Here is a 26,813-nt window from a genome sequence, read left to right as displayed (position 1 = left end):
GCAACCTACCCGCGCGCGCCCGTGTTCCCCGCACCGGGCGAGGCGTCGGTCACCCTCCGGGTGAGCGGGCGTATGCCGTTCAGCCGGCTCGCGCGACCCGCTGCAGGATCGCCGCGGCGGACTCCGCATCCCGGGTCTCGGGCAGCCAGTGCCCCGCGTCGAGCTCGACGAGCTCGTAGTCGCCCGTCACGTGCTCGTGGGTCAGCTCGGCCGCGGTCCGGCCGAGGAAAGGGTCACGCGAGCCCCAGACGTAGGTCGTCGGCACCTCGACGCGGTGTGCCGCGACGCCGGAGTGCCGGGCCGCGCGGTACCAGTTGATCGGCCCGGTGAGCGCCTCGGCGTGACCGAGCCGGACGGCATACCTGCTCCGGTCGGCGGCCGGGAGGCCCGAGCGGGCCATGAGGCGGTCGAAGCGGGCGGCGAGGGCCCGCTCGGGCAGCCGCGGCACCTGGAAGGCCGCCATGTACCAGGACTTGCGCTTCTGCTCGGTGCCGGACCGCCAGGCCCGCGACATCGCGGCCGGGTGCGGCGTCGACAGGACGGTCAGCGACGCGATGCGGGTCGGGTGGTTGCCGGCGACGAGCCAAGCCAGGGCGCCGCCCCAGTCGTGGCCGACGAGGTGGACCCGCTCCCGCCCGGAGGCCTCGATGAGACCGACGACGTCGGCGACGAGCTCGTCGAGGCGGTAGGCGTCCCGGCCCGGCGGGCAGGCCGTGGGGGAGTAGCCGCGCTGGTCCGGGGCGAGGGTGCGCAGCCCCGCCTCGTGCAGCCGGGCGGCGACCCGGTCCCAGCTCGTGCGGTCGGTCGGGAAGCCGTGGAGCAGCACGACGAGGTCACCGCCCAGCGGCCCCGCGTCGGTCACGTCGAAGCGCAGCCCGTCGCGGCTGTAGGTCGTGATCCGGCTCTCGAGGGCTCGCATGTCCCCATCGTGCCCCGGCGGGCCGACGGGTGCCCGGCAGGGTGCCCGGGTCGGGGTCGTCACCTAGGGGCCAAACCCGAGGCGGCGCGACAGCGGGGCGACCTACTGTGGATCCATGCCCGACGTGTCCGACCAGCGCATCCAGCCCGGCGCGAGCCGGGCCTGGTGGCACGTGTCGCGCACCGGGCTGTTCTTCGGCGCCGCCTACTTCCTCACGTCGATGGCCCCGAGCCTGCTGCCGCGCACGTGGTACTACCAGGGCCTCATCAGCGGCCTGTGCGCCGTGGTCGGCTACGCGCTCGGTGTCTTCGTCGCGTGGGTCGTCCGTCGGGTGGCGCGCCTCATCGACCTGCACGTCACGGTGAGCGGGGAGGCCCGGCACTGGCTGCTCGTCGCAGCGCCGCTCTTCGGGGCGGTGGCGGTCCTCGGGCTGACGGTCGCCAACGTGCGCTCGCAGGCGCGCACGGCGGCGTTCGTCCGGCTGACGCCCCTCGACCCGTTCGACTGGGCCCTGGCGCTCGCGCTCGCGGCCGTCGTCGCCGTCCTCTTCCTCGCGATCGCGCGGGGTCTGCGCGGGGCCACCCACCAGCTCGCCGAGGCCGCCGGTCACGTGCTGCCCAAGACGATCGCGACGCTCACCGCCGTCGTCGTCGTGGCCCTCGCGGCGGCGTGGGTGACCGACAGCGTGCTCTTCCACCGCGGCATGCAGGCCTTCGCCGGCGTCGCGGCCCAGGTCAACACCGCCCCGACCGGTCGGGCCGCGCCGACGTCGCCGCTGCGGTCGGGCGGTCCGGGGTCGCTCGAGTCGTGGGACAGCCTCGGCTTCCAGGGCCAGATGTTCGTCACGAGCGCGCCCACGCCGGCACAGATCACCGCGGCGACCGACCGCGGGGCCATCGAGCCGATCCGCGTCTACGCCGGGCGCACGCCTGGGCGCACGGTGAACGACGTCGCCGACGCCGTGGTCGCCGAGCTGCAGCGCACGAAGGCCTTCAACCGCCGGGTGCTCGCGGTCTTCACGACGACGGGCACCGGGTGGGTCGACGACTGGTCGGCCCAGTCCGTCGAGTACCTCAGCAACGGCGACAGCGCGGTCGCTGCGATGCAGTACTCCTACCTGCCCAGCGCGATGTCGATGATGACCGACCGCGACACCCCTCGCGAGGCGGGCAAGGCGCTCTTCGACAAGGTGTATGCCGTGTGGCGCACGCTGCCGCCCGACGACCGTCCGCAGCTCGTCGTCGGCGGGGAGTCGCTCGGGTCCTACGGCGGCCAGGCGGCGTTCACCGACGCCGACGACATGCTCGCGCGCGCCCAGGGCGGGGTCTGGGTGGGGACCCCGAGCTTCACCGACATCGCGGAGTCGCTGACGGCCCGGCGCAACGAGGGGTCGCCCGCGATCGTCCCGGTCGTCGACGCGGGACTGCACATCCGCTTCGCGGCGAGCGGCGACCAGCTGACCCACGACTACTACGGTCGCGACTACGGCGCCTGGGACTTCCCGCGCTTCGTCTACGCCCAGCACCCGTCCGACCCCGTCGTCTGGTGGAACCCGGCCCTGCTCGGCGCCGAGCCCGACTGGCTGCGCGAGCCGCGGGGTCACGACGTCAACCCCGACGTCACGTGGATCCCGTTCGTGACGTTCTGGCAGCTGACCACCGACATGGCCGTCGGCCACGACCCGCCCGACGGCTACGGCCACCGCTACGGTCCCGAGCTCGTCCCGGCGTGGGGCTCGGTCCTCGGCGGCTCGCCCACCGACGACTACTCGAAGCTCGTCGCAGGGATCGAGGAGACCGTCTCGCGGGTCGAGTGAGTGCGGCTCCGCGGCTGACCTACGCTCGGACCGTGCCAGCGCAGCGTTTCCACGGGCAGATCGCCGGCGTCGGCTCCACGTCCGGCGTCCGGGTCGTCGTCGGGTCGTGGCTGCGCACGCCGCTCGGGTCGTTCGGCGACGCGATGGTCGAGACGGCCGACGGGCACCGGGTGCTCGTCGCCCCGACCCCGGCGGTCGCGGCGTTCATCGAGGCGACGTACGCCTTCGACGAGGTGCGCCTCGAGCCGATCACCGTGCGCGCCGGCCGCGACCGCTGGCAGGTCAGCTCGCCCTCCCTGTCCCTCGACCTCACGGTCGGAGGGCGTAGGCCGCTCGGCCGGCTCCTGCGGGCCGTGCCCGCGCGCGTCGCGTCGAGTCCGAGGTGGGCGACGGTCGTCGACCCTGTCGCCCGGGTCGTCCTGCGCGGGGTCCGCACCCGCGGCACGGCGCTCGAGGGCCGTCAGGAGTTCTACGGAGCCACCGACCTGCACGCGGTGACGGCGCTCGACGGCTGCTTCGACGGTGCGGTGTTGGGTGGCCTCGCGCCGGTCGACCCGCCCTGCCGGTTCGGCTTCTCGTCGACGCCTCGCCGCCCGTCGGTGACATCGGTCGTGACGACCGTGGTCACCGGCGACGAGGCAGGCACCCTTCAGGCAGAAGCGGATCCGAACCGCGCGACGTAGTGCCAGACCCGCTTGAGGGACTGCTCGTCGTGCCGCCCTGCTCGTGAGGCGTCCCCGATGACCTGCGGGGTGACGACGCCGTCGACGGCGAGCGACTCACCGAGCGCGACGAACTCCGGCCCGCGGTAGCCCGGGTGGGCGCGGAGGGTCCCGACGTCGAGCCGGTAGCCCGGGTGCCACTCGACGGGCACGCCGAGCCGGAGCGCGTCGGCCTCGACGTCGGTGCCTCGATAACCGGGGTCGAGCACGAGCGCCTCGACGTCACGGGCGAGGTCGAGCACCCCGTGGGCGTGGGCCTCGACGTAGTCGTCGAGGAGGTCGTGGTCAGCGGCCTCGGCATGCTCGCCGAGCGCGAAGGCCGTTGCGGTGCCGAAGTGCTCGGGCTCGAAGACGCTGTCGGGGAAGCAGAACGTCGTCCGGTCCAGCGTGTGCGCCGCCAGCCGCACGTGGGCCGACCCGAAGCGTGGCGCGGCGCCGTACGGGCTCCGGTGCAGGTCGAGGGCGCCGTACTTCGGCCGCAGCGCCGGCTCGGCGTCGTCGTAGGCGCCGCCGAAGATCCGGCTCTCCCAGCGCCACCGGTCACCACCGGGGTGCGCCGTCAGCCCACCGTTGCCCGTGCCCGTCTCGAACTGGGAGCGGTAGACGCCGTCGCGGGCCATGACGGCGAGGATCGGCTCGCCGCGCACGAGCCGGTCCGGGTGGAAGTTGAGGGTGACGCGCAACGTCGGGTCGAGCGGGCGTCCCGTCGAGAGGCCGCGCACGTGCGCGAGCGCCCTCGTGACGGCGGCGGGCTGGGTGGGCACGACGCCATCCTCACACCCGCGACCCGGCGCCAGGGGGTAGGAATGGGGCATGGGCACGATGATCGACTTCCCCGACCACGACCTCACCGCGTACCGCGCCGACCCGACCGGGACGCCGCGCGGCGCCGTGGTCGTCATCCAGGAGATCTGGGGTCTGGCCGACCACGTCAAGGACGTCACCGACCGCGTCGCGGCGCAGGGCTACGTCGCCGTCGCGCCCGACCTGCTCGGGCACGTCGGACTGACGCCCGAGGTGGGTGCGCGGATCTTCGAGCTGATGTTCAGCGCGTCGGAGGAGGACCGGCTCGCGGCCCAGCCGCAGATGCGCGCGGCCACCACGCCGGCGCGGCAGCCGGAGTTCGCCGCGTGGGCGGTGCCGGCCCTGCGCGCCGTCGTCGACGCGCTCGTCGACGAGCCGGGCGTCGACGGCCGGGTGGGCGTCGTCGGCTTCTGCTTCGGCGGGACGTACGCCTTCGCCCTCGCGGCTGCCGACCCGCGGCTGCGCGCGGCGGCGCCCTTCTACGGTCACTTCCCCGAGAACGCCGACCCTGCGACGATCGGGTGCCCCGTCCTCGCCTTCTACGGCGAGGACGACCACGGCATCACCGACGGGGTGCCCGAGCTCGAGGCACGGATGGAGCAGGCGGGCGTCGACTTCACGGCGCGGGTCTACCACGGCGTCGGGCACGCCTTTTTCAACGACACCTCGCCGTCGAAGTACAACGCCGAGGTGGCGGCCGACGCGTGGGACCGGACGCTCGCCTTCTTCGACGAGAACCTGCCGTCGTGACCGGCCACGAGATCGCGCCGCTCGTCCTCGGCCCGATGCTGCGCTACATCGGTGAGACCGATGCGACGGTGTGGGTCGAAACCTCCGGTGCGGGAGTCGTCGCGGTGCACGCCGACGGCCGCGACTGGACGGCCCCGACCTTCGCCGTCAAGGGCCACCACTACGCGCTCGTCGCCGTCGATGGCCTCGAGCCGGGCGGGTCGTGGGACTACACCGTCAGCATCGACGACACACCGGTCTGGCCCCAGCCCGACAGCGCCTTCCCACCCCCACGCATCCGCACCATCGACCGCGGCCGATCCACGCGGCTGCTCTTCGGCTCCTGCCGCACCACCGTGCCGCACGACCATGAGGGGCACCGCACCAACGGCGTCGACGCGCTGCGCACGCTCGCGCTCGCCCTGGCCCGGGGCGAGGAGGTGTGGCCCGACCTCGTGGCCTTCCTCGGTGACCAGGTCTACGCCGACGAGACGTCCGAGGCGATGCGCGAGTTCATCGCCTCCCGCCGCGACATCACCGAGCCACCGGGTGAGGAGATCAAGGACTACGAGGAGTACGCCCACCTCTACGGGCTCGCGTGGGGTGACGCAGCGAACCGCTGGCTCCTCTCGACGGTGCCGAGCTGCATGATCTTCGACGACCACGACATCCGCGACGACTGGAACACGTCGTGGACCTGGCACGAGGAGATCAACCGCACCCCGTGGTGGCACGAGCGGCTCATGGGCGGCCTCTCCTCGTACTGGGTCTACCAGCACATCGGCAACCTCTCGCCGTCGCAGCTCGCCGACGACGAGATCTACGCGCAGGTCATCGCCGGTGCCGACCCCGGCGGGGAGGAGCTCGACCTGACCGAGGCCGTCTTCGACCTCGCCCGCCGTTCCGACCGCCACCCCGAGGTGTACCGCTGGAGCTTCCGGCGCGACCTCGGTGACGTCCGGCTCGTCGTCGTCGACTCGCGCGCCGCCCGGGTCCTCGAGCCGAAGCACCGCTCGATGCTCGACCCCGACGAGATGAGCTGGCTCGACGAGCAGCTGACCGGCGACGTCGAGCACCTGCTCATCGGGACGTCCCTGCCGTTCATGCTCCCTCCCGGGCTGCACGACCTCGAGGCGATCGACGAGGTGCTCGCCATGGGCACCCACGGACGTGTCGTCGCCGACCGGGCCGAGAAGGTCCGGCAGTCCATCGACCTCGAGCACTGGGCCGCCTTCAACGACGGCTTCGTCGAGGTCTTCGACATGGTGATGCAGGTGGCGCGGGGCGAGCGCGGTGCGGCTCCGGCCAGCGTCGTCTTCCTCTCCGGCGACGTCCACAACTCCTACGTCGCCGAGGTCGTCGACGCGAGGACCCGCCACGGCGCGACGTCCCGCGTCATCCAGGCCGTCTGCTCGCCGATCCGCAACCCCATGCCGCGGATGGTGCGCGTCATGATGTCCGCGTTCGCCCGTGGGCTGGTGCGCCCCATGCGGTTCGTCGCCGAGCGCTCGAAGCACGTGCCCGACCCCGCCTACCCGTGGGCGGTCACCGACGGTCCGTGGTTCGACAACTGTCTCGCCGAGCTCACCGTCCAGGGTCGGGACCTCTCGATCGTCTGGCGCGGTGGTGAGATCCGCGACGGCGACGACGCCCACCCGGTGCTGACCACGGTGTCGAGCGTGCGCATCCCTGCAGCAGGTTGACGGGATGTCCGTGGACGATGTCGACCGGCGGATTGCGCTGGCGCGCAGGGCTGTCCGGGCGTATGCCGCGAACCCCAAGGTCGCAGCGGCGCTCATCGGCGGGTCCGTGGCGCGCGGGCTCGCCGACGCGTCGTCCGACATCGAGCTCGACGTCTACTGGTCCTCCCCGCCGACCGTCGCCGACCGCGAGGCGGCGATCGAGGGCGCCGGGCTCACCCGCGTCTATGCGGAGGAGGACGACCACGAGTGGGCCGACGGCCTGCTCGTCGGCGGTGTCAAGACCGACGTCAGCGGCTTCGTCACGTCGACCATCGACACCTATCTCGACCGCGTGCTCGCGGGCGACACCGACGCGGAGCTGCAGGTGCGCGTCACGGCCCTGCGCGACGGCATACCCCTGCACGGCCACGCGGTCATCGAGGCGTGGCGGACGCGGTGCGACGTCTACCCGGAGGCGCTGGCCGTCGCCCAGGTGCTCGAGGCCCTCGACCTGAGGCCCCGCGAGCGGCTCGAGATGCTTGGGGCCCGGGACGACGTCGTGCTGCTCCACCGCGACCTGCTCGACGGCGTGCAGGGGGTGCTCGACGCGCTCTTCGCCGTCAACCGGGTGTGGATGCCCCATCCCTTCCACAAGTGGCTGGACCGCGAGGCGACCCTGCTCGCCCACCGGCCCGACCGTCTCGTCGAGCGCATCCGGTCTCTCCTCGTCGCGTCCCCGCACGACGCGGTCGCGACCCTGGTCGCCCTCGTCGAGGAGACGTACGACCTCGCGCACGAGCGGGTGCCCGAGGCCGACGTCGGCCCGTTGCGGGCGGCATTCGAGCAGCGACGCGTCGTCGGGGCCTAGGGGTCGGGGGCGGCCGCGGCGCGTCGCCGTGGCTCAGGGCAGCAGGACGAGGACCTCGTCGGTCGTGGCGGTCTCGCCGAGGCGCGGGAAGATCCGCGTCACGGAGCTCTCGTGGGACGCGCGTCGAGATCGGTCATCGCGTCGGTCGCGAGCGTCACGTGGTAGCCGTGCTCGTGGGCCGCGCGGTCGGGGAAGGCTGCCGCGTTGGCGGCGGCGGCGAGCATGGCGCCGAGGTACATGAACGTGCGCAGCAGGCCGGCGGACGAGCCCAGGCGGTCGGGGTCGGCCTGACGGTAGAGGGCGTTCTGGTTGGCCAGGCCGATGAGCCCCTGCACCACCAGTCCCGCGCCGGCGACGGCGACGACGAGCAGCAGCGGCCAGTGCGTCACCGCGGGCTCCATGAGGAAGCGCAGCAGCGCGGTCAGCGTGACGGCGAACAGGACCATGCCGGCGACGTCCAGCCTGTCGATCTGAGGAGGCTCAGATCACCCGGACGAGCAGGATGCGGTCGTCCCCCGCCCCCGGGCTCTGCCGCCCGTCGCGGTTGCTCGTCGTCACGAGCAGGGTGTCCGATCCGACGGCGAGCACGCTGCGCAGCCGCCCGTAGCGACCGACGAGGAAGTCCTGGGGCGTCCCCGTGGTCGCCGAGCCGTCGAGGGGGATGCGCCACAGCCGCTGCCCGCGCAGGGCCGCCATCCACACCGATCCCTGCGCGATCGCGATGCCGCTCGGCGAGTCCTCCGGTGGGCCCCACTGGGCGACCGGGCCCGTGATGCCCGCCCGGCTCGTGCGCCCCTCCGTCTGCGGCCAGCCGTAGTTGCGGCCGGGGCGGATGAGGTTGAGCTCGTCCTCGCTGTGGTCACCGAACTCGGACGCCCAGAGGCGACCGGCGGCGTCCCAGGCGATGCCCTGGACGTTGCGGTGGCCGTAGGACCACACGAGCGTCCCGAACGGGTTGCCCGGGGCCGGGCGCCCGGCGGTCGTCATCCGCAGGATCTTGCCGCCGAGCGAGCCCCTGTCCTGGGCGAGCGCCGGCTGCTGCGCCTCCCCGGTCGTCGCGTAGAGGTAGCCGTCCGGCCCGAACGCGATCCGGCCGCCGTTGTGGTGCACGTTGTGGGGGATGCCCCTGACGAGCACTCGCGGCGTCCCGAGCTGGCGACCGGCCGGCGCGGACGGGTCCCACGGGATCGCCGCGATGCGGTTGTCGCCCGCCGTGGAGTAGTAGGCGTAGACGAGGTGGTCGCGGGTGAAGGTGGGCGAGACGGCGATGCCGAGCAGGCCAGCCTCACCCTGCTGTGCGACGTTCGAGACGACGCCCGGCACCGTGCCGACCCGGGCCAGCCGGGCCGCTGCGACGTCGAGGCGGTAGACCCGGAAGCTGTCGCGCGCCGAGACGAGGACGGTCCCGTCGGGCAGACGGGCCAGGCCCCACGGCACGTCGATCCCGGTGGCCAGGGTGCGCACCACCGTCGCCGTCCCGGTCGCCCGGCCCGGCGTCGAGGTGGCCGGCGCGGCCGTCGGGGTGGCCGGCCCGCTCGAGGTCGCCGAGGGCGTACGCGTCGTCCCCGTGGTCGGGGAGGTGATCGGGGAGGTGGTCGCGCTGGTCGTCGCCACCGTCGAGGCGGCCGGAGACGACGTCGAGGACGTGCCCGCGGAGGTGGCGCCGGCGGTGCTCGGCGCGCCGGCGGAGCAGGCGGCCAGCGAGAGCGCGCTCAGGCCGACAGCGACGGTCGAGGCGAGCGCGGTGCGAGTCGTGTGCGTCGGCATGAGGCACCTCCGGTCACGACGCTAGCCACCAAGACTGTGTCTCGGACGGGAACAATCCGCGAGAGCCCAGAGTTGAGTCGGGTGAACGCAAGATTTGCGAGTCCGGTTTTGACAATCACGTCGGAGCGGGAGCAGATTGAGCGAGGACCTGTTTCACCCGGACCACCAGCACCACGGTCTCCACCTAGATCATCAAGGAGTCACCCATGGCACGTGCCGTCGGAATCGACCTCGGTACCACCAACTCGGCCGTCTCCGTCCTTGAGGGCGGCGAGCCGAGCATCATCGCGAACGCCGAGGGCGGGCGCACCACCCCCTCCGTCGTCGCGTTCTCCAAGAACGGCGAGGTTCTCGTCGGCGAGGTCGCCAAGCGCCAGGCCGTCACGAACGTCGACCGCACGATCCGCTCGGTCAAGCGCCACATGGGCACCGACTGGAAGTCGCCCGAGATCGACGGCAAGACCTACACCGCCCAGGAGATCAGCGCGCGCATCCTGCAGAAGCTCAAGCGCGACGCCGAGTCCTACCTCGGTGAGACCGTCACGGACGCCGTCATCACCGTCCCCGCGTACTTCGACGACGCCGAGCGCCAGGCCACGAAGGAGGCCGGTGAGATCGCGGGCCTCAACGTCCTGCGCATCGTCAACGAGCCCACCGCGGCCGCGCTGGCCTACGGCCTCGACAAGGGCAAGGAGGACGAGCTCATCCTCGTCTTCGACCTCGGTGGCGGCACGTTCGACGTGTCCCTCCTCGAGGTCGGCAAGGACGCCGAGGACGGCTTCGCCACGATCCAGGTGCGCGCCACCAACGGTGACAACCACCTCGGTGGTGACGACTGGGACGACGTCGTCGTCCAGCACCTCATCACGCAGGTGAAGAACAAGACCGGCCAGGACCTGTCCAAGGACAAGATCGCGATGCAGCGCCTCCGCGACGAGGCCGAGCGCGCCAAGAAGGAGCTCTCCACCGCGACGAGCACCAACATCTCGGCGCAGTACATCTCGATGACGCCCGAGGGCCCGATCCACCTCGACGAGAACCTCACCCGCGCGCAGTTCGAGCAGATGACCAAGTCGCTCCTCGACCGCACCAAGGCGCCGTTCCACAAGGTCATCGAGGACGCCGGCATCAAGGTCGCGGACATCGACCACGTCGTGCTCGTCGGTGGCTCCACCCGCATGCCGGCCGTCACCGCCCTCGTCACCGAGCTGACCGGCGGCAAGGCCCCCAACAAGGGCGTCAACCCCGACGAGGTCGTCGCCATGGGCGCGAGCCTGCAGGCCGGTGTCCTCAAGGGTGAGCGCAAGGACGTCCTGCTCATCGACGTCACGCCGCTCTCGCTCGGCATCGAGACCAAGGGTGGCCTGTTCACCAAGCTCATCGAGCGCAACACCGCGATCCCGACGAAGCGCTCCGAGATCTTCAGCACCGCCGACGACAACCAGCCGTCGGTCCTCATCCAGGTCTTCCAGGGTGAGCGTGAGATCGCGCAGCACAACAAGTCGCTCGGCACCTTCGAGCTGACCGGCATCGCGCCGGCGCCGCGCGGTGTGCCGAAGATCGAGGTCACCTTCGACATCGACGCCAACGGCATCGTCAACGTCTCCGCCAAGGACCAGGGCACCGGCAAGGAGCAGAAGATGACGATCACCGGCGGCTCGGCCCTGTCGAAGGAGGAGATCGACAAGATGGTCAAGGACGCCGAGGCGCACGCCGACGAGGACAAGAAGCGTCGCGAGGAGGCCGAGGTGAGGAACCAGGCCGAGCAGCTCGTCTTCTCGACCGAGTCCTTCCTCAAGGAGTCGGGCGACAAGGTCCCGGCCGACGTCAAGACGCCGGTCGAGGAGTCGCTCGCCGACCTCAAGGCCTCCATCGCCGAGGGGTCCGAGGCCAGCGCCGACGACATCAAGGCGAAGGTCGAGGACCTCAACACGAAGTCGCAGGCCATGGGCCAGGCCGTGTACGCCACCGAGCAGGCCTCCGCGAACGCTGCGAGTGCCGCCGGGGCGCAGGACGGCGCTCCTGCCGACGACACCACGCCCGGTGCGTCCGGCGCGTCCGACGACGACGTCGTCGACGCCGAGGTCGTCGACGACGACGAGGCCAAGGAAGCCAAGTGACCGAGTCCCCGAAGCACGGCACGCCCGGCGAGCAGCCTGACGTGACCGCGACGGGCGCGACGGGTGCCGGCGGCGACGCCGCCGGCACCCCGCCGCGGGCAGACTCCGCCCACGGCGAGCGCCACCACACGTACTACGAGGGCGGCGCAGGCGCGTCGTCCGAGCCCGGTGGCGAGGACGAGTTCGACCACACCGCAACCGATTCCAACGAGACCGGCGACGCCGGCGAGTCCTCGCAGACCGAGGGCGTGGCCCTCGCCGAGGAGGACACCATGGCCGCGACGCTGCTCGCCGACCTGCAGCGGCTGCAGGCCGAGTACGTCAACTACAAGAAGCGCGTCGACCGCGACCGCGAGGTCATCCGCCACACCGCGGTCGGCAGCGTCGTCGAGTCCCTGCTCCCGGTCCTCGACGACATCCACATGGCCCGCCAGGCCGGCGACCTCGCCGGTGGCCCCTTCGCCGCGATCGCCGACAAGCTCGAGGCGACCCTCGGTCGCTTCGGCGTCGAGCGCGTCGGCGAGGCCGGACAGGAGTTCGACCCCAACGTGCACGAGGCACTCATGCACGTCGAGGCCGAGCTGCCCGAGGGGGCGACCGGCACGACCGTCGTCCAGGTGCTCCAGCCGGGCTACCGCATCGGCGACCGTCTCGTCCGCGCCGCCCGGGTCTCGGTTGCCGACCCCGCCTGAGACGTCCGCCGCCGGGCTGCGCACGCAGCCCGGCGGCATACCCGATGATGGGAGCAGCGTGAGAGTCACCGTGAACGAGGAGGTGCGCCATGGCTAGTCAGGACTGGTTCGAGAAGGACTTCTACGCGATCCTCGGCGTGCCCCAGGACGCCGACGCCGCGACGATCAAGAAGACGTACCGCAAGGTCGCGCGCACGATGCACCCCGACCACAACGTCGGCGACCCCAAGGCCGAGGAGCGCTTCAAGGAGGTCGGGGAGGCGTATGCCGTCCTGTCCGACCCCGAGAAGCGGCGCGAGTACGACGCGATCCGGGCCATGTCGCACGGCGGTGCCCGCTTCACCGCGGGCGGCGCGGGCGGCCAGGGCGCCGGTTTCGAGGACATCTTCTCCGCCTTCGGTGGGGCGGGTGGTCCCGGTGGGCAGCGCGTGCGCTTCGACACCGGTGGCGCCGGCGGCCAGCCCAACCTCGAGGACATCCTCGGGCAGATGTTCGGCGGGGGTGCACCCGGCGCCGGCTACGGCGGCTACGGCGCGACGGCAGGTCCGCGCCCCGGGTCCGACGTCCAGGCCAACACGCGCATCGGCTTCCGCGACGCCGTCGAGGGCTCGACGGTCTCGCTCAGCTCCCCCGACCTCGGTCGCATCAATGCCCGCATCCCTGCGGGCGTCAAGGACGGGCAGCGGATCCGCCTGCGCGGCAAGGGTCGCCAGGGCGACCCCGGCGCGCCGGCCGGTGACCTCATCCTCACGGTGGGGGTCGACAAGCACCCGGTCTACGGACGTGAGGGCGACAACCTCACCCTCGACCTGCCCGTCACCTTCGCGGAGGCCGCGCTCGGCGCGACCGTCGCGGTCCCGACGCTCGACGGCGGGTCGGTCAAGGTCAAGGTGGCGCCGGGCACCCCGAGCGGCCGCGTCCTGCGGCTCAAGGGGCGCGGCGTCAAGCGGGGCGACCACGCCGGCGACCTGCTGGCCCGCGTGCAGGTGGTCGTGCCGCAACGGCTGACCGACGAGGCCCGCGAGGCCATCGAGCGGATGGCTGCGGCCGAGAACGGCCACGACCCCCGGGCCGACCTCTTCCAGCGCGCCCGAGCCTGACGAGCGAGGTGACGACGATGGCCCGCAAGAGCGCCCGCCCCGGTGGGCACGACGACGACGCACCCGTCTTCGTCATCTCCGTCGCGGCCGAGCTGGCCGGCATGCACGCGCAGACGCTGCGGCAGTACGACCGGCTCGGCCTCGTCTCCCCGTCGCGCACGCGCGGGGGCGGGCGGCGCTACAGCGCGCGCGACGTCGAGCTGCTCCGCGACGTGCAGCGCCTGTCACAGGAGGGTGTCTCGCTGGCCGGCATCCAGCGCATCCTCGACCTCGAGAACCACGTGACCGCCCTCCGGTCACGGGTCGAGGAGCTCGCCGCCGACCTGGCGGCGGCCCAGGCGGCTCTGTCGGCCGGCGCCCGGGTCTTCGCGGTCGGTCCACGTGGCGAGGTCGTGGCGGTCCGACCCGGCCAGCGCCCGCCTCGCGCCCCGTCGTCGCAGGCGCTCGTCGTGTGGCGGCCCGAGCGCTAGGTCTCCGCCGCCCGAGGCGGTGCTCGTGTGTCAGACTGTGCTCGCCTCAAGCAGACGGGGCGCGCCGTTGTGGAATGCCGCCGGAGGCAGCTTCTTGACCCCAGTCCCGGAGGTCGTGTGACCCCGCACCACCCTGAGGGCGCCCTGCCCGGCGCCCCCACGACGAACGCCTCGAGCCTCGGCGTGCCCTCGTCCCCGACGAGCATGCGTGACCTCTTCCTGCGCACCGTCTGGTCGGCGACCTCGCTGGGGCCGGTCGAGTCCTGGCCCGCGAACCTGCGGATCCTCGTCGACGTCTGCCTGTCGTCGCGCTTCCCCATGCTCGTCTGCTGGGGACCCGACCTGCTCATGCTCTACAACGACGGCTACCGCACCCTCCTCGGCGAGAGCAAGCACCCCGACGCGTGGGCGCGGCCGGTGCGGGCCGTCTGGCCCGAGGTCTGGGACGTCATCGGCCCGATGTTCGAGGGGGTCACCAGTGGCGGCCCGGCGACGTGGGTCGAGGACGAGCTGCTCGTCGTCGACCGCGCCGGCTACCTCGAGGAGGCCTACTTCACGTGGTCCTACGGCGCCATCCACGACGACTCGGGTTCCGTCGTCGGCGTGCTCAACGTCGCGACCGAGACCACCGCGAAGGTGGTGGCCGAGCGCCGCGCCGACGTCGCGTCGCGGCTCTTCGCCTCGCTGGCCGACGCCGAGGACGCCGAGGACGTACGCCGTCGTGCCCTCGAGGTGCTCCGCTCGGACGGTTTCGACCACCTCTCGATCGACCTGCGCTGGTGCGCGCCGGGGGACCCGGCTCCTGACGGGGTCGACGACGAGGGCCGGACGGTGCACGTCGTGCCCGTCGTCGAGCCCGGGCTGCTCGAGCCCACCGCGCACCTGCTGCTGACCGAGAACCCCCGACGCCCGTGGGACGCCCAGCTCCAGGTCTACGCCGAGCTGTGCGCCGCGCACGTCGCGATGGCGCTGAGCGGCATCCGCCGTCTCCAGGAGGAGCGTCACCGGTCCGAGGCACTGGCCGAGCTCGACGTCGCCAAGTCCGACTTCTTCGCCAACGTCAGCCACGAGCTGCGCACGCCGCTGACCCTCATCGCCGGACCGGTGCAGGACGCCCTCACCGCCGACGGCCTGGACCCCGAGCAGCGCCAGCGCTTCGAGCTGATCCGCCGCAACACCGACCGTCTCGCCGGCCTCGTCGACCGCATCCTCGACCTCACGCGGGTCGAGGCCGGGGCCGTCGAGCCGCACTGGGTCCTGGCCGACGTGGAGGAGCTCGTCACCGGCATCGGCGCGAACTTCCGCCCGGCCATCGAGCGCACCGGACTCGAGTTCGAGGTGGTGTGCGACGACCTCGACCACGAGGCCTACGTCGACGTCGACATGTTCGAGCGCATCGTGCTGAACCTGCTGTCGAACGCCCTGAAGTTCACGGCGCGCGGACGCATCTCGCTCCACCTGGGCGGGACCGACACCGGTTTCGCCGTCTCGGTCACCGACACCGGTATCGGCATCGCCGAGAAGGACCTCGACCTCGTCTTCGACCGCTTCCGGCAGCTCGACCGCGGCGACGACCGACGATCGCGCGAGGGCGCCGGCATCGGCCTGTCGCTCGTGCGCCAGCTCGTCGACCTGCTCGGCGGCCGCGTCGCCGTGCAGTCACGGCAGGGCAGGGGCAGCACCTTCACCGTGTCCTTCCCGTGGGGCCGGCCCGCGGAGCGGGCCGCGCTGCGCCCCTCGATCACGCCGCGCTCGGCCGAGTCCTTCATCCACGAGGCGAACAGCTGGGTCGTGCGCGACGCGGTCGCGGCCGAGATGCAGGCGTCGTCCGCGGACGCCGAGCAGCTCCCCGGCCCGATGTCACCGGCCACGCGGCCGGACGGCGTGCGTCCGACCCTGCTCGTCGTCGAGGACAACCACGACATGCGCGACTACATCGCGCGCCACTGCGTCGTCGACTACGACGTCGTGTCGGTGCGCGACGGGGTCGAGGCCCTCGAGCACCTGCGCGCCCGACGTCCGTCGATCGTCCTCGCCGACGTCATGATGCCCCGCATGGACGGCCTGACCCTCGTGCGCGAGATCCGGGCCGACGCGAGCCTGCGCGACCTTCCCGTGGTCCTGCTGTCCGCGCGGGCCGGCGTCGAGGCCAGCACCACCGGGCTGCTCGAGGGTGCCGACGACTACGTCATCAAGCCGTTCCAGCCCCAGGAGCTCCGCGCGCGCCTCGCCGCCAATCTCGTGCGGGCGCGATCGCGGTCGCGCGACGCCGCGTGGCTGCGGGCGATCCTCGGAGCCATCCAGGAGCCGTTCGTCGTCGTCGACGCCGAGGGCCTCGTCGTCCAGGTCAACGACGTGTTCACCCGGACCTTCGGCTGGTCGCTCGCGGACGGTCCGCTCGTGCCGCCGTACCCGTGGTGGATCCCGGAGTCGGAGTCCTCCGACGAGCACCACCAGCACCAGCGACGCATGGAGCTGCTCCAGTCCGGCCGACCCGTCGAGGACGACCGCTACCGCATCCTCCGGCGCGGCGGCGGTGAGGCCTGGGTCCACGTCCGGTCGGCGGGCGTGCCGGGCACGGCGGAGCACGACGGCTTCGTCATCGTCGTCGTCCGGGACGAGACGCGCGAGCGCGAGTCCCGTCTGCGGCGCGAGCTCGCCGCCCGGATCGCCGTCGACCTCGCCACGGCGGAGGAGCTCGACCAGGTGCTCGCCACGGCCGTCACCGGCTTCACCGTGCTCTTCGACGGTGCGGTGACCCTGCGCGTCTCACCGACGAAGGGGCAGCCGGTCGTGCTGTCCCCGCGCGGACGGGTGGCCGTCGGCGACCTCGAACCGGGCATCCGGCAGGGGCTCGACTCCTCGCCGCACCGCCACGACGTCCTGGTCGGCGACAAGCGGGAGGGCCTGCTGCTCCTCCCGACGGCGCACGAGTCGGACTGCCGGACCTGGGTGCAGTTCGACGAGCCGCGTCTCGTCTCGAGCGACGAGCTCATCGTCGGCGACCTGCTCGCGCAGTCGCTCGGCCAGGCCGTCGACCGCGTCGTCGCGCGTCAGGCGCGCGCGCAGAAGGAGCACCAGCTCGAGCAGGCCATCGAGAGCCACCGGCTCATCGGCCACGCCGTCGGCGTCCTCATCGAGCGCCACCGCATCACGGCGACACAGAGCTTCGAGATGCTGCGGCAGGCCTCGCTCAACCGCAACGTCAAGCTGCGCGAGATCGCGGCGCGCGTCGTCGAGAGCGGGCAGGACCCCGACCAGGCCTGACCGCCGCTGTCGAGACGCGACCTCCGGGGCCCGGCTCCGGAGGTCGCGTGCGTGCGGCCTTGTGCCGCGCGGGAATTGGTCGCTCCTCGCAATTGCCTCGTGTCGTGCTTTGTCCGACGGCGTCACGGGATGCAACACTGTCCTGCCTCCAAGTTCGCGGGCCTTCCCACGCATACCTTGGAGGGCCCGTGACCGACCTGCGTCCGGCGACCGCAGCGAACGACGACCGCTGGATCGACGCCGCGGCGCGGATCACCGCCGCAGCGCGGCTGCTGGTCCGCTCCGAGGACCTCGAGGAGGCGCTCGCGCTCGCCGCGTCCGCCATCGGTGAGGCGCTCGTCGGCGAGGCCGTGATCCGGGTGACCGCGACCCAGCACGACCTGCTCGCCGGCGCCTCCGGTGTCGTGCCGCCGTCCGCGCTGCCCCCGGCCGTCCGTGAGGTGCTCTCCGGACCCGTCGACCTCGACGGGGCGACGGTGGACCCGGCGGACGCGGGGACCCGAGGCGTCCTCATGGAGTCGTCGGGGATCCACGCCACGTGTCGGGTGTGGGCCGGCGTCGGCCGGACGCCGTCTCCCGGTGTGGCCGAGCGGACCGTCGCAGAGCTGCTCCTGCACTCGCTGGCGCAGGCGGTGGACCGGATCGTCACGGTCGACCGTTTCCGCCAGAACGAGGCCAACCTCGAGCGCGCCGTCGAGAGCCACCGGCTCGTGGGCCAGGCCATGGGCATCCTCATCGAGCGACACCGGATCGTGTCGGAGGAGGCCTTCGACGTGCTCCGCCGCGCGTCCCAGGACCACAACGTCAAGCTGCGCGAGGTCGCGCAGCGCGTCATCGAGACCGGCGCCGAGCCGGACGAGGTCGTCGGTCGGTCCTAGGCTGGGCGCGTGAGCCCGACCGACGATGCCCAGCACCTCATCGTGCTGCCGGAGCGTGACACCGCCGAGGAGCTCGCGGACGAGCTCGAGGCCGAGGGGCTGGCCGATGTCCGCGTCGTGCGAGAGGCGCTCGCGGGCGAGGACGACTCCGAGGCCCACGAGTGGGCCGTCTACGTGCGCACCCCGCCCGACCGGGCGTATGCCGTCCGCTTCCAGGCGCTCGCCGCGGCCCACGACGGCTGGTACGACCCCGATCCGCACGACTGAGGAGTGACGATGTCCCGCGCGTTCCAGGTGACGATCGACAGCAGCGACCCGCGCGCCCTCGGCGGCTTCTGGGCCGAGGTGCTCGGCTACGTCGAGGACGCCCCGCCGCCGGGGTTCGCGACGTGGACCGAAGCGCTCACCGCCTGGGGGCTGCCGCCCGAGCGCCACAACGACGCGTATGCCGTCGTGGACCCCGACGGAGCGAGGCCGCGGGTCTTCCTCCAGAAGGTGCCGGAGGGCAAGACGGCGAAGAACCGCCTGCACCTCGACGTCCGGGTCAGCGGGGTGCCCGGTCCTGCCGAGGGCAAGGGCGAGCAGCTGCACGCGGAGGCCGACCGACTCGTCGCCCTCGGCGCCACGGTCGTGCGCGAGACGCTCACGGAGGTGGACCACTACCTCGTCATGCAGGACCCCGAGGGCAACGAGTTCTGCCTGACCTGAAGGCCGGTCACCGTCAGGTCAGGCACGAACTTGAGTGGAATAGACTCAAGTCAGCGCCAGTTGACCCCCGTGAACCGATCCCCTCACCAGGAGTACGCATGGACCTACAGCTGACCAACAAGGCTCAGGAGGCCTTCGCCCAGGCCGCGACGACCGCGACGGGCAAGCACCACCCGAACATCGAGCCGGCACACCTGCTGCTCGCGTTGGCAGCCCAGAGCGGCACGACCACCCCGGCCCTGCTCACCGCCGGAGGCTCGAGCGTCGCCGCCGCGACCGCCGTCGCCGAGCGGGCCATGGCCGCCATGCCGCAGGTCACCGGCGGCGCCCAGCAGCCGCAGCTCTCGGCCACGGCGGGACGCGTGGTCCAGCAGGCCCAGCAGTACATGACGGCGATGGGCGACTCCTACGTCTCCACCGACCACCTCCTGCTCGCGCTCGCGCGCACGGGCCAGTTCGGCCTCGACGCCGACGCCATCGAGGGGGCCATCCCCGAGCTGCGCGGGGGGCGTCCCGTGACGTCCGACAACCCCGAGGGAACCTTCGAGGCGCTGTCGAAGTACGGCACCGACCTCACCGCCCGCGCGCGAGAGGGCAAGCTCGATCCCGTCATCGGCCGGGACGCCGAGATCCGCCGCGTCGTCCAGGTCCTCTCGCGCCGGACGAAGAACAACCCCGTCCTCATCGGCGAGCCGGGCGTCGGCAAGACCGCCGTCGTCGAGGGCCTCGCCCAGCGCATCGTCGAGGGCGACGTGCCCGAGAGCCTGCGCGACAAGACCCTCTACAGCCTCGACCTCGGCTCGATGATCGCCGGGGCGAAGTACCGCGGTGAGTTCGAGGAGCGTCTCAAGGCCGTCCTCGAGGAGATCAAGGGCAGTGACGGCCAGATCGTCACCTTCATCGACGAGATCCACACTGTCGTCGGCGCGGGCGCCGGCGGGGAGGGCGCGATGGACGCCGGCAACATGCTCAAGCCCATGCTCGCCCGCGGTGAGCTGCGTCTCGTCGGCGCGACGACCCTCGACGAGTACCGCAAGCACATCGAGAAGGACGCCGCCCTCGAGCGCCGCTTCCAGCAGGTCTTCGTCGGCGAGCCCTCCGTCGAGGACACCATCGCCATCCTCCGTGGGCTCAAGGAGCGCTACGAGGGCCACCACAAGGTGACGATCGCCGACTCGGCGCTCGTCGCCGCGGCCAGCCTGTCCGACCGCTACATCAGCGGCCGCCAGCTGCCCGACAAGGCCATCGACCTCATCGACGAGGCCGCCTCCCGGCTGCGCATGGAGATCGACTCGAGCCCCGTCGAGATCGACGAGCTCCGGCGTGCCGTCGACCGGCTCAAGATGGAGGAGTTCGCCCTCGAGCAGGAGAGCGACGCGGCGAGCAAGGACCGCCTCGAGCGCCTGCGCAAGGACCTCGCCGACCGTTCCGAGGAGCTCGCCGCCCTCAACGCCCGGTGGGAGGCCGAGAAGTCCGGGCTCAACGCCGTCGGTGACCTCAAGGCCCGCGTCGACGACCTGCGCACCCAGGCCGACCGGCTCCAGCGCGAGGGCGACCTCGGCGCCGCCTCCAAGATCCTCTACGGCGACATCCCGACCCTCGAGAAGGAGCTCGCGACCGCCCAGGAGCGCGAGGCCGCGGCCACGACCGGCGACGAGGAGCCGATGGTCAAGGAGGAGGTCGGCGCCGACGACATCGCCGACGTCATCTCAGCCTGGACCGGCATCCCCGCCGGCCGGCTCATGGAGGGCGAGTCCGAGAAGCTGCTGCACATGGAGCAGCACATCGGCGCCCGGCTCATCGGCCAGGCCGACGCGGTGCGTGCGGTCTCCGACGCGGTGCGCCGCACGCGCGCCGGGGTCTCCGACCCCGACCGGCCGACGGGCAGCTTCCTCTTCCTCGGACCCACCGGTGTCGGCAAGACCGAGCTGGCCAAGAGCCTCGCCGACTTCCTCTTCGACGACGAGCGGGCCATGGTCCGCATCGACATGTCGGAGTACTCCGAACGGCACTCCGTCGCGCGGCTCATCGGGGCGCCCCCCGGCTACGTCGGCTACGAGGAGGGTGGCCAGCTGACCGAGGCCGTCCGCCGTCGTCCCTACTCCGTGATCCTCCTCGACGAGGTCGAGAAGGCCCACCCCGAGACGTTCGACATCCTGCTCCAGGTCCTCGACGACGGACGCCTCACCGACGGCCAGGGCCGCACCGTCGACTTCCGCAACGTCATCCTCGTGCTGACCTCCAACCTCGGCTCGCAGTTCCTCACCGACCCGACGCTGAGCCCCGACGCACGCCGGGAGTCGGTCATGGGTGTGGTGCGCTCGTCGTTCAAGCCCGAGTTCCTCAACCGCCTCGACGAGGTCGTCGTCTTCGACGCCCTGAGCCGGGACGACCTCGCCCACATCGTCGACCTGCAGGTGCGGGCGTTCGCCGAGCGGCTCTCCGACCGGCGCATCACCCTCGAGGTCACCGACGACGCACGCCAGTGGCTCGCGGCCCGCGGCTACGACCCGGCCTACGGCGCCCGGCCGCTGCGCCGGCTCGTGCAGCGGGAGATCGGCGACCGCCTCGCCCGCGGCCTGCTCTCGGGCGAGGTGCGCGACGGCTCGACGGTCGCGGTGGGCGTCGACCCCGACGGCGAGGCGCTCGACCTCGTCTGACACACGGCACTCAGCGAGTGAAGAGCTCTGCGTCCCAACCGAACTCACGGGCGGCCTCGACGTTGTCCTCGCGGTCGTCGGTGAACCAGACCTCGGCGCGGGCCACCCCGCGCCCGAGGTCGGCCTCGATGGCGCGGTGAGCGGCGGCATACGCCATCGGGTCGGGCTTGGCCACGCCGAAGTCGGCGGTGTTGAGCAGGCCGTCGAAGAGCCGGGTGATCCCGAGCAGCTCCATCTCCTGTGGCACCTGGTCGGTGCCGTTGGTGAAGACGTACGTGCGGTGGCCGTCCGCACGCAGCTGCTCGAGGCGCTCGACGGTCTCATCGATGACCGTGCCGCGGTTCGCGTGCCACTGCGCCATGTGCTCGCGCACCCGCGCCGGCTCGGGGACGACCTCCTCGAGCGCGGCGCAGATGGCGGCATACCACTCGTCGAAGGTGCGCCGGCCCGTGATGGTCGGCAGGAGCAGCTCGCTGCGGAACGCCGTCGCCGAGACGTGCCCCGCGGGCAGCCCGAGCGCTGCCTCGATCGCGGGGTCGGCGTCGCCCGGGGCGAAGTCCCGGACGACGCCGTCGAGGTCGAAGACGTAGGCGGTGTGGTCCCTCACACCGTCGAGTCGCGCTGCTCGCGCTCGTCGGAGGAGCTGGTGTCAGCCGTGTCAGCCGTGTCAGCCGGGTCGAGCGCTTCGGTGCGGTCGGTGCGACGGCTGCCCCGCGTCTCGGCCGGGCGCTCGACGCTGCCGGCCGAACCCGGCTCGTCCGCCCACGACGCGGTGCCCTCGTTGACGCTCCCGTCGGCGCGGCCGGTCACGACGTCGGCGACCGACGGGCCCTCGCGCTCGCGCCACTCCGCCTCGCGGCGCGACAGCTCGGCCTCACGGGTGTCGAGGCCCTCGTGGCGGGCCGACAGCTCGCTCTCGCGGCGGCGCAGGTCCTCGTCCCGCAGGCCGGCCTCCTGGAAGCGGCGCTCGTGGTCGAGGCGTGCGGCCTCGGCGTTCTCCTCGAGCTCGGTGACGTGGGTCGCCTCCTTGTCCTCGCGGCGCAGGCGGGCACGGCGGCGGGCGGCGGCCGAGACCATGGCCCAGCCGAGCGCGAAGAGCAGGACCGCGGCGGCGCCGTAGACGACGAGCTCGAGCGGCGTCGCGTTGCGCGTGAAGCCGAAGGCCGTGACGGCGACCGTCCCGGCGGCGGCGTGGGTCGCCAGGTAGGAGACGACGCCGACTCCGGCGCCGACGAGCAGCAGGATCACTCCGAGCAGGGCCATGGGTTCGTGCTCCTTCGTCTGGTGGCAGGGTTGTCCCGCCGTGATCGTCCCCGACCCTAGCCATACCCACATTGCCGTGGCGGACCGAGGGGAGGAGCCTCCTCGGTTAGCCTGACCCCCATGCGCATCACGGGAACGCTCGCCGCCGCTGCCCTCTCGGCGCTCTGCGTCGTCGGGGTGGCCTCCTGCTCGAGCAGCCCGGACGGGTCGACGCCGAGCGCGTCGCAGCTCTCGCCTGCCCAGCAGCTCGCGGCCGCCAAGGCCACGGTCGACGCCGCACCGTCCGTGCACCTGGGGCTCGCGAGCAGCAACGTCCCGCAGGGTGCGAGCGGTGTCGTGTCGGCGGACGGCTGGGGCAAGCACCCACCGGCCTTCAAGGGCACCTTCAAGGTGACGCTCAACGGTATCCAGGCCGACGCCGAGATCACCTCGCTCGACGGCGACGTCTACGCCAAGCTGCCGCTCGTCCCGGGCACCAACAAGATCGACCCCAAGACCTTCGGCCTTCCCGACCCGGCCGTCCTCTTCTCACCCGACAAGGGGCTGACGACGCTCCTCACCGCGACGACCTCCCCGGTCGCGGGCGAGAAGGTGCGCCAGGGCTCCGAGGTGCTGACGACGATCAAGGGCACCGTGCCCGGCAAGGCCGTCACCGACCTCTTCCTCATCGGCGACCCCAACGGCACGTTCCAGGCGACCTACGGCCTCACGGACTCCCAGGAGCTGCGCCAGGTCGTCATCACGGGCCCGTTCTTCGGCGCCGGCACGACGTCGACCTACACCCTGACGCTCGACCAGTACGGCCAGCCCGTCACCATCACCAAGCCCTGACGCGCCGGTGACGACACCACACCCGTCCGGGGCCGCTGCCGGCACGCATCGCCTCGCGCTGCTCTCGGCCGCGTCCGCCGCGGTCGCGCTGGCCGCCGCCGACACGTACGTCGTCGTCCTCGCGCTCACCGACATGATGGCCGGCGTCGGCATCGGCATCGACGCCCTCCAGCGGGCGACACCGATCATCTCCGGCTTCCTCCTCGGCTACATCGCGGTGCTGCCGCTCATCGGCCGGCTCTCCGACCTGCTCGACCGCCGGCGCATCCTGCTCGGGTGCCTCCTCGTCTTCGTTGCCGGCTCGGCCGTCACGGCGCTCGCCGTCGAGATGCCGGTGCTCGTGACCGGTCGGGTGCTCCAGGGCATCGGTGGCGGCGGTCTCGTCCCGGCCACCCTCGCCCTCGTCGCGGACCTCTGGCCGCCGCACCGTCGTGGGACGCCGCTCGGGGTCGTCGGCGCCGTGCAGGAGCTCGGCTCGGTGCTCGGGCCGGTCCTCGGCGCGGTCGTGCTGGCGTGGTCCGGATGGCGGGCGATCTTCTGGCTCAACGTCGCCGCTGCCCTCGTGCTGTATGCCGTCATCCACCTCCTCGGCCCCCGCGCGGGCACGGAGGGGTCGGCTGACGCGCCGCGCCCCACGCCCTCCGGTAGCCGCCGCGTCCTGTCGGCGATCACGGCCGTGCTGCTCGTCGTCGGTCTCGCCGTGACCGGGCTCGCGCTCGCGGCTCCTGAGGCGCTCGTCACCGACGTGACCCTCGGCGCGCCCTTCGTGCCCTTCGCCGGCAGCTCGCGCGTGCTGACCCCGGTCGGTGTCGTCGGCCTCGTGCTGCTCGTCGTCGTCGCGGTGCTGACGGCGCCCCGGTGGTGGGCCGTCCTGCGGCGGGCCGACCTCGTGGGCGCACTGCTCGTGGCCGTCGCGCTCGGCAGCCTGGTGCTGACCTTCGCGTCCTCCGACCCGGAGAAGGAGGTCGTCGGCCCGCTCGGCTACAGCCTGCTGCCCGTCGGCGCCGTCGCCCTCGTCGCCCTCGTGTGGTGGCACCGTCACGCGGCCGACCCGCTCATCCCTCGTGGCGTCGTCGGGGCCCGTGGCAGCCGCTCGCTCGTCGTCAGCCTCCTCGTCGGGGCGGCCCTCGTCTCGGTCGTCGTCGACGTGCCGCTCCTCGCGCGGCTCACCGACACCTACGACGAGACCGGTGCGGCGCTCGTCCTCGTCCGTTTCCTCCTCGCCGTGCCCGTCGGGGCCCTCGTCGGCGGCTGGTCGCTGCGCCGCCTCGGTGACGGTGCCGTCGCCGGCGCCGGCCTGCTCCTCGCAGGGGTCGGCCTCGTCGCCATGTCGCGCTGGACGCTCGCGTCGGTCGGCGACACCGTCCCGGCGACCGTCGTCCTGGTCGTCGTCGGCCTGGGCATGGGCCTCGCGCTCGCACCGGTCAACAACGCGGCGCTCGCAGACTCCCCGGCCGACGCGCACGGGGTCGCGAGCTCGCTCGTCGTCGTGGCCCGGATGGTCGGCATGGTCGTCGGGCTCGCGCTGCTCACGTCGATCGGGCTCAACCGCTACTTCGACGCGGTGCGCCGGCTGCCGGACCAGCTCGACACGGACGCGCTCATCGGGGCCGGCGTCGTGCAGGTGCAGACGGTCTTCCTCGGGGGCGCGATCGCCGCCCTGCTCGGGGCCGGCGTGGCGTTCACCCTCGGGGTGGGCCGCCGGACGAGCGCCGCCGAGCCTGCAGACGCCGACGCACCCCGCTTCGTCGCCCTCTGAGGCGACGCCGCTCGGACGTCCTGCCCGGGACTCAGACGGTGGCGGGCCGGGCGCGCAGCTCGGCGAGCAGACCGCGTACCTCATCGGCGACGACGTCGGTCGCCTCCCACGGCAGCATGTGGCCGGCGCGGGGGATGTCGACGAACGTCGCGTGCGGGAGGGCGACGCGCAGCGCGCGCGCCCGCGTCACCGGCATGAGCGGGTCCAGGCGGCCGGCGACGATGGCGACACGCACGCGTTCGAGGGCGGGGAAGCCGGCCCGCTGGTCGACGGTGAGCAGCGCCCCGTAGAAGGCGGCGAACGTCGTCAGCTTCGTGGCGGCCACCTGCTCGCAGGCGGTCTCCACGTCCGCCGGGTCGGCGTCCTCGCCGAAGAGGCCGCGCACGAGGGCGCGGATCCTGGCGTTGCCGCCGGGGGGAAGCGGCAGGCCGCGGGCGGCCAGCCGCATGACGGCCGCCTCACCGGTGCGTTCGCCGAGGGCGACGTGGGAGGCCGCGGTCGCGACGAGGAGCGCCGCCCGCACGCGTGTGCCGAAGAGGTCGGGCCGCTGCTCGGCGAGCGCCATGACGGTCATGCCGCCCATCGAGTGTCCGGCGAGCAGCACCGGGGAGGCGGGGGGGACGACACTGCGCAGCACGACGTCGAGGTCGCGTCCCGTGTGCCCGACCGACATCGACGCGATCTCGGCCCGACGCAGCCCGAGCGTCGAGCGTCCGTGCCCCCGCTGGTCCCACAGCACGACCCGGATCGGCTCGTCGGCGAGCTGCTCGACGACCGGCATCCAGCTCTCGTGGTCGACGGCCCACCCGTGGGCAAGGACGAGCGTCGGCGCGTCCGACGGCAGCTCCGGGTCGACGTGGGTGTGCACCGACAGGATGGCGCCGTCCGGCGTGACGATGCCGCGGCGGTCGTGGCGCCTCACGCGTCGGACCCCGTCGTCCCGACGGGCTCGGCGTTGCCGACCTGGAAGACGACGGGCGCGTGGTCGGAGGCACCCTTGCCCTTGCGCTCCTCGCGGTCGATGGCGGCCCCGACGACGCGGTCGGCGAGGGCGGCGGAGCACAGCGCGAAGTCGATGCGCATGCCCTGCCGCTTCTGGAAGCGCAGCTGCGTGTAGTCCCAGTAGGTGAAGGTGCCGGGCTCGCTCGTGTGCGGGCGCACGACGTCGCTGAAGCCGGCGTCGACGACGCCCTGGAAGGCGACGCGCTCACCGGGTGAGGTGTGGGTCTTGTCCTCGTAGTACGGGACGCTCCACACGTCGGCGTCGGTCGGCGCGATGTTCCAGTCGCCGAGCAGGGCGATCTGCGCCCCGGGGTCGTCGGCCAGCCATCCGCGACCGGCAGCCGCCAGCGCCTCGAGCCAGCCCAGCTTGTACGCGAGGTGCGGGTCGTCGAGCGAGCGGCCGTTCGGGACGTAGAGGGACCACACGCGTACGCCGTCGCACAGCGCGCTGATGGCGCGCGCCTCGGGCGCGACCGGATCGCCCCAGCCGGGCATCCCGTCGAACCCGACCTGCACGTCCTCGAGACCGACGCGCGAGACGACGGCGACGCCGTTCCACTGGCTCAGCCCGTGGTGGGCGACCTCGTAGCCGAGAGCCTCGAACCGCTCGAGCGGGAACTGGTCGGCGCGCGCCTTGGTCTCCTGGATCGCGAGCACGTCGACGTCGCTGCGCTCGAGCCAGGCGGCGACGCGGTCGACGCGGGATCGGATGGAGTTGACGTTCCAGGTGGCGATGCGCACAGTCGGCCACCCTAG

At 72.7% G+C, this 26,813-nt stretch carries 25 protein-coding genes; 17 read left to right on the top strand and 8 right to left on the bottom strand.

Features of this window, described 5'->3' with window-relative positions:
* Nucleotides 1-79: 79 nt before the first annotated feature.
* Nucleotides 80-919 carry an alpha/beta fold hydrolase gene (locus tag ASH01_RS05240; protein WP_056772171.1) on the bottom strand — a complete coding sequence of 280 codons (840 nt, stop codon included), beginning with the start codon at nucleotides 917-919 and terminating at the stop codon, nucleotides 80-82.
* A 115-nt stretch (nucleotides 920-1,034) separates the two neighbouring features.
* On the opposite strand from ASH01_RS05240, the gene ASH01_RS05235 reads away from it, so the two are divergent.
* Both ASH01_RS05235 and ASH01_RS05230 read left to right on the top strand, forming a co-directional pair.
* Nucleotides 1,035-2,735 (top strand): alpha/beta hydrolase, encoded by a 1,701-nt coding sequence (locus ASH01_RS05235; protein WP_056772167.1) that lies wholly within the window; start codon nucleotides 1,035-1,037, stop codon nucleotides 2,733-2,735.
* Nucleotides 2,736-2,767: 32 nt separating this feature from the next.
* Nucleotides 2,768-3,418 (top strand): hypothetical protein, encoded by a 651-nt coding sequence (locus ASH01_RS05230; RefSeq protein ID WP_056772744.1) that lies wholly within the window; start codon nucleotides 2,768-2,770, stop codon nucleotides 3,416-3,418.
* Here ASH01_RS05230 and ASH01_RS05225 read toward each other — a convergent pair.
* On the bottom strand, nucleotides 3,385-4,221 hold the full coding sequence (locus ASH01_RS05225; RefSeq protein WP_056772165.1) for a DUF3626 domain-containing protein: 837 nt from the start codon (nucleotides 4,219-4,221) through the stop codon (nucleotides 3,385-3,387). The two genes, ASH01_RS05230 and ASH01_RS05225, sit on opposite strands and share 34 nt — an antisense overlap.
* A gap of 49 nt (nucleotides 4,222-4,270) precedes the next feature.
* Here ASH01_RS05225 and ASH01_RS05220 point away from each other — a divergent pair, with 49 nt between their 5' ends.
* Genes ASH01_RS05220 through ASH01_RS05210 form a run of 3 tightly spaced genes read left to right on the top strand, consistent with a single transcriptional unit; the run spans nucleotide 4,271 to nucleotide 7,540 of the window.
* A complete protein-coding gene (locus ASH01_RS05220) occupies nucleotides 4,271-5,011 on the top strand; it encodes a dienelactone hydrolase family protein (protein ID WP_056772162.1) in 741 nt (246 codons plus the stop codon).
* A complete protein-coding gene (locus ASH01_RS05215) occupies nucleotides 5,008-6,693 on the top strand; it encodes an alkaline phosphatase D family protein (protein ID WP_235508516.1) in 1,686 nt (561 codons plus the stop codon). The genes ASH01_RS05220 and ASH01_RS05215 overlap by 4 nt, the downstream gene beginning before the upstream one ends.
* A gap of 4 nt (nucleotides 6,694-6,697) precedes the next feature.
* On the top strand, nucleotides 6,698-7,540 hold the full coding sequence (locus ASH01_RS05210; protein ID WP_056772159.1) for a hypothetical protein: 843 nt from the start codon (nucleotides 6,698-6,700) through the stop codon (nucleotides 7,538-7,540).
* A gap of 98 nt (nucleotides 7,541-7,638) precedes the next feature.
* Here ASH01_RS05210 and ASH01_RS23330 read toward each other — a convergent pair whose 3' ends face one another.
* On the bottom strand, nucleotides 7,639-7,986 hold the full coding sequence (locus tag ASH01_RS23330; RefSeq protein ID WP_056772156.1) for a hypothetical protein: 348 nt from the start codon (nucleotides 7,984-7,986) through the stop codon (nucleotides 7,639-7,641).
* Between the two features lie 34 nt (nucleotides 7,987-8,020).
* Nucleotides 8,021-9,004, bottom strand: coding sequence for a PQQ-dependent sugar dehydrogenase (locus tag ASH01_RS05200; protein WP_235509529.1), 984 nt, complete (start codon nucleotides 9,002-9,004; stop codon nucleotides 8,021-8,023).
* Between ASH01_RS05200 and ASH01_RS22825 the strand changes: the two genes are divergently transcribed.
* The 10 genes from ASH01_RS22825 (at nucleotide 8,997) to clpB (ending at nucleotide 21,202) form a co-directional block, all read left to right on the top strand.
* Nucleotides 8,997-9,332 carry a hypothetical protein gene (locus ASH01_RS22825; protein ID WP_156415434.1) on the top strand — a complete coding sequence of 112 codons (336 nt, stop codon included), beginning with the start codon at nucleotides 8,997-8,999 and terminating at the stop codon, nucleotides 9,330-9,332. The two genes, ASH01_RS05200 and ASH01_RS22825, sit on opposite strands and share 8 nt — an antisense overlap.
* A 181-nt stretch (nucleotides 9,333-9,513) precedes the next feature.
* Nucleotides 9,514-11,427: a molecular chaperone DnaK gene (dnaK, locus tag ASH01_RS05190; RefSeq protein ID WP_056772150.1), complete on the top strand. Its 1,914-nt coding sequence runs from the start codon at nucleotides 9,514-9,516 to the stop codon at nucleotides 11,425-11,427.
* Entirely contained in the window at nucleotides 11,424-12,119 is a 696-nt protein-coding gene (locus tag ASH01_RS05185; RefSeq protein ID WP_056772148.1) for a nucleotide exchange factor GrpE, read from the top strand. Before dnaK ends, ASH01_RS05185 begins: the two co-directional genes overlap by 4 nt.
* Before the next feature lie 89 nt (nucleotides 12,120-12,208).
* Complete coding sequence (locus ASH01_RS05180; protein WP_056772146.1) at nucleotides 12,209-13,219, top strand: DnaJ C-terminal domain-containing protein; 1,011 nt, start codon at nucleotides 12,209-12,211, stop codon at nucleotides 13,217-13,219.
* 17 nt (nucleotides 13,220-13,236) lie between these two features.
* A complete protein-coding gene (locus ASH01_RS05175) occupies nucleotides 13,237-13,689 on the top strand; it encodes a heat shock protein transcriptional repressor HspR (protein WP_056772738.1) in 453 nt (150 codons plus the stop codon).
* A gap of 117 nt (nucleotides 13,690-13,806) precedes the next feature.
* Nucleotides 13,807-16,956, top strand: a complete 3,150-nt coding sequence (locus ASH01_RS05170) for an ATP-binding protein (RefSeq protein ID WP_056772144.1) — start codon at nucleotides 13,807-13,809, stop codon at nucleotides 16,954-16,956.
* A gap of 188 nt (nucleotides 16,957-17,144) precedes the next feature.
* The gene (locus tag ASH01_RS23555) at nucleotides 17,145-17,834 is read left to right on the top strand and encodes an ANTAR domain-containing protein (protein ID WP_056772142.1); all 690 of its coding nucleotides are present in this window, start codon (nucleotides 17,145-17,147) and stop codon (nucleotides 17,832-17,834) included.
* Between the two features lie 9 nt (nucleotides 17,835-17,843).
* Nucleotides 17,844-18,101, top strand: coding sequence for a hypothetical protein (locus ASH01_RS05160; protein WP_056772139.1), 258 nt, complete (start codon nucleotides 17,844-17,846; stop codon nucleotides 18,099-18,101).
* Between the two features lie 9 nt (nucleotides 18,102-18,110).
* Nucleotides 18,111-18,542 (top strand): VOC family protein, encoded by a 432-nt coding sequence (locus ASH01_RS05155; RefSeq protein ID WP_056772736.1) that lies wholly within the window; start codon nucleotides 18,111-18,113, stop codon nucleotides 18,540-18,542.
* A gap of 98 nt (nucleotides 18,543-18,640) precedes the next feature.
* A complete protein-coding gene (gene clpB / locus ASH01_RS05150; RefSeq protein ID WP_056772136.1) occupies nucleotides 18,641-21,202 on the top strand; it encodes an ATP-dependent chaperone ClpB in 2,562 nt (853 codons plus the stop codon).
* A gap of 10 nt (nucleotides 21,203-21,212) precedes the next feature.
* On the opposite strand, the gene ASH01_RS05145 is transcribed toward clpB, so the two are convergent.
* Together ASH01_RS05145 and ASH01_RS05140 are read right to left on the bottom strand one after the other, a co-directional pair.
* Complete coding sequence (locus ASH01_RS05145) at nucleotides 21,213-21,809, bottom strand: HAD family hydrolase (protein ID WP_056772135.1); 597 nt, start codon at nucleotides 21,807-21,809, stop codon at nucleotides 21,213-21,215.
* Nucleotides 21,806-22,465: a hypothetical protein gene (locus tag ASH01_RS05140; protein ID WP_056772132.1), complete on the bottom strand. Its 660-nt coding sequence runs from the start codon at nucleotides 22,463-22,465 to the stop codon at nucleotides 21,806-21,808. Before ASH01_RS05140 ends, ASH01_RS05145 begins: the two co-directional genes overlap by 4 nt.
* 120 nt (nucleotides 22,466-22,585) lie before the next feature.
* Here ASH01_RS05140 and ASH01_RS05135 point away from each other — a divergent pair, with 120 nt between their 5' ends.
* Nucleotides 22,586-23,296 carry an LppX_LprAFG lipoprotein gene (locus tag ASH01_RS05135; protein WP_056772130.1) on the top strand — a complete coding sequence of 237 codons (711 nt, stop codon included), beginning with the start codon at nucleotides 22,586-22,588 and terminating at the stop codon, nucleotides 23,294-23,296.
* A 7-nt stretch (nucleotides 23,297-23,303) separates the two neighbouring features.
* Nucleotides 23,304-25,055, top strand: coding sequence for an MFS transporter (locus tag ASH01_RS05130; protein WP_056772127.1), 1,752 nt, complete (start codon nucleotides 23,304-23,306; stop codon nucleotides 25,053-25,055).
* A gap of 31 nt (nucleotides 25,056-25,086) precedes the next feature.
* On the opposite strand, the gene ASH01_RS05125 is transcribed toward ASH01_RS05130, so the two are convergent.
* Nucleotides 25,087-25,977 (bottom strand): alpha/beta fold hydrolase, encoded by an 891-nt coding sequence (locus ASH01_RS05125; protein ID WP_056772124.1) that lies wholly within the window; start codon nucleotides 25,975-25,977, stop codon nucleotides 25,087-25,089.
* Nucleotides 25,974-26,798: an exodeoxyribonuclease III gene (locus tag ASH01_RS05120; protein ID WP_056772121.1), complete on the bottom strand. Its 825-nt coding sequence runs from the start codon at nucleotides 26,796-26,798 to the stop codon at nucleotides 25,974-25,976. The genes ASH01_RS05125 and ASH01_RS05120 overlap by 4 nt, the downstream gene beginning before the upstream one ends.
* Nucleotides 26,799-26,813: the final 15 nt, after the last annotated feature.

This window comes from Terrabacter sp. Soil811 (assembly GCF_001429655.1).
Lineage (GTDB): Bacteria > Actinomycetota > Actinomycetes > Actinomycetales > Dermatophilaceae > Terrabacter.
Note: the sequence above shows the minus strand (reverse complement) of the source record. Positions and strands in the feature narration are given on the sequence as shown.

What these genes read in the sequence shown, in the direction of transcription:
- ASH01_RS05140 (WP_056772132.1), bottom strand. Translation starts at nt 22,465, where the DNA reads ATGGCCCTGCTCGGAGTGATCCTGCTGCTCGTCGGCGCCGGAGTCGGC.
- ASH01_RS05210 (WP_056772159.1), top strand. Translation starts at nt 6,698, where the DNA reads ATGTCCGTGGACGATGTCGACCGGCGGATTGCGCTGGCGCGCAGGGCT.
- ASH01_RS05180 (WP_056772146.1), top strand. Translation starts at nt 12,209, where the DNA reads ATGGCTAGTCAGGACTGGTTCGAGAAGGACTTCTACGCGATCCTCGGC.
- ASH01_RS05155 (WP_056772736.1), top strand. Translation starts at nt 18,111, where the DNA reads ATGTCCCGCGCGTTCCAGGTGACGATCGACAGCAGCGACCCGCGCGCC.
- ASH01_RS23330 (WP_056772156.1), bottom strand. Translation starts at nt 7,986, where the DNA reads ATGGTCCTGTTCGCCGTCACGCTGACCGCGCTGCTGCGCTTCCTCATG.
- ASH01_RS05240 (WP_056772171.1), bottom strand. Translation starts at nt 919, where the DNA reads ATGCGAGCCCTCGAGAGCCGGATCACGACCTACAGCCGCGACGGGCTG.
- clpB (WP_056772136.1), top strand. Translation starts at nt 18,641, where the DNA reads ATGGACCTACAGCTGACCAACAAGGCTCAGGAGGCCTTCGCCCAGGCC.
- ASH01_RS05175 (WP_056772738.1), top strand. Translation starts at nt 13,237, where the DNA reads ATGGCCCGCAAGAGCGCCCGCCCCGGTGGGCACGACGACGACGCACCC.
- ASH01_RS05235 (WP_056772167.1), top strand. Translation starts at nt 1,035, where the DNA reads ATGCCCGACGTGTCCGACCAGCGCATCCAGCCCGGCGCGAGCCGGGCC.
- dnaK (WP_056772150.1), top strand. Translation starts at nt 9,514, where the DNA reads ATGGCACGTGCCGTCGGAATCGACCTCGGTACCACCAACTCGGCCGTC.
- ASH01_RS05135 (WP_056772130.1), top strand. Translation starts at nt 22,586, where the DNA reads ATGCGCATCACGGGAACGCTCGCCGCCGCTGCCCTCTCGGCGCTCTGC.
- ASH01_RS05220 (WP_056772162.1), top strand. Translation starts at nt 4,271, where the DNA reads ATGGGCACGATGATCGACTTCCCCGACCACGACCTCACCGCGTACCGC.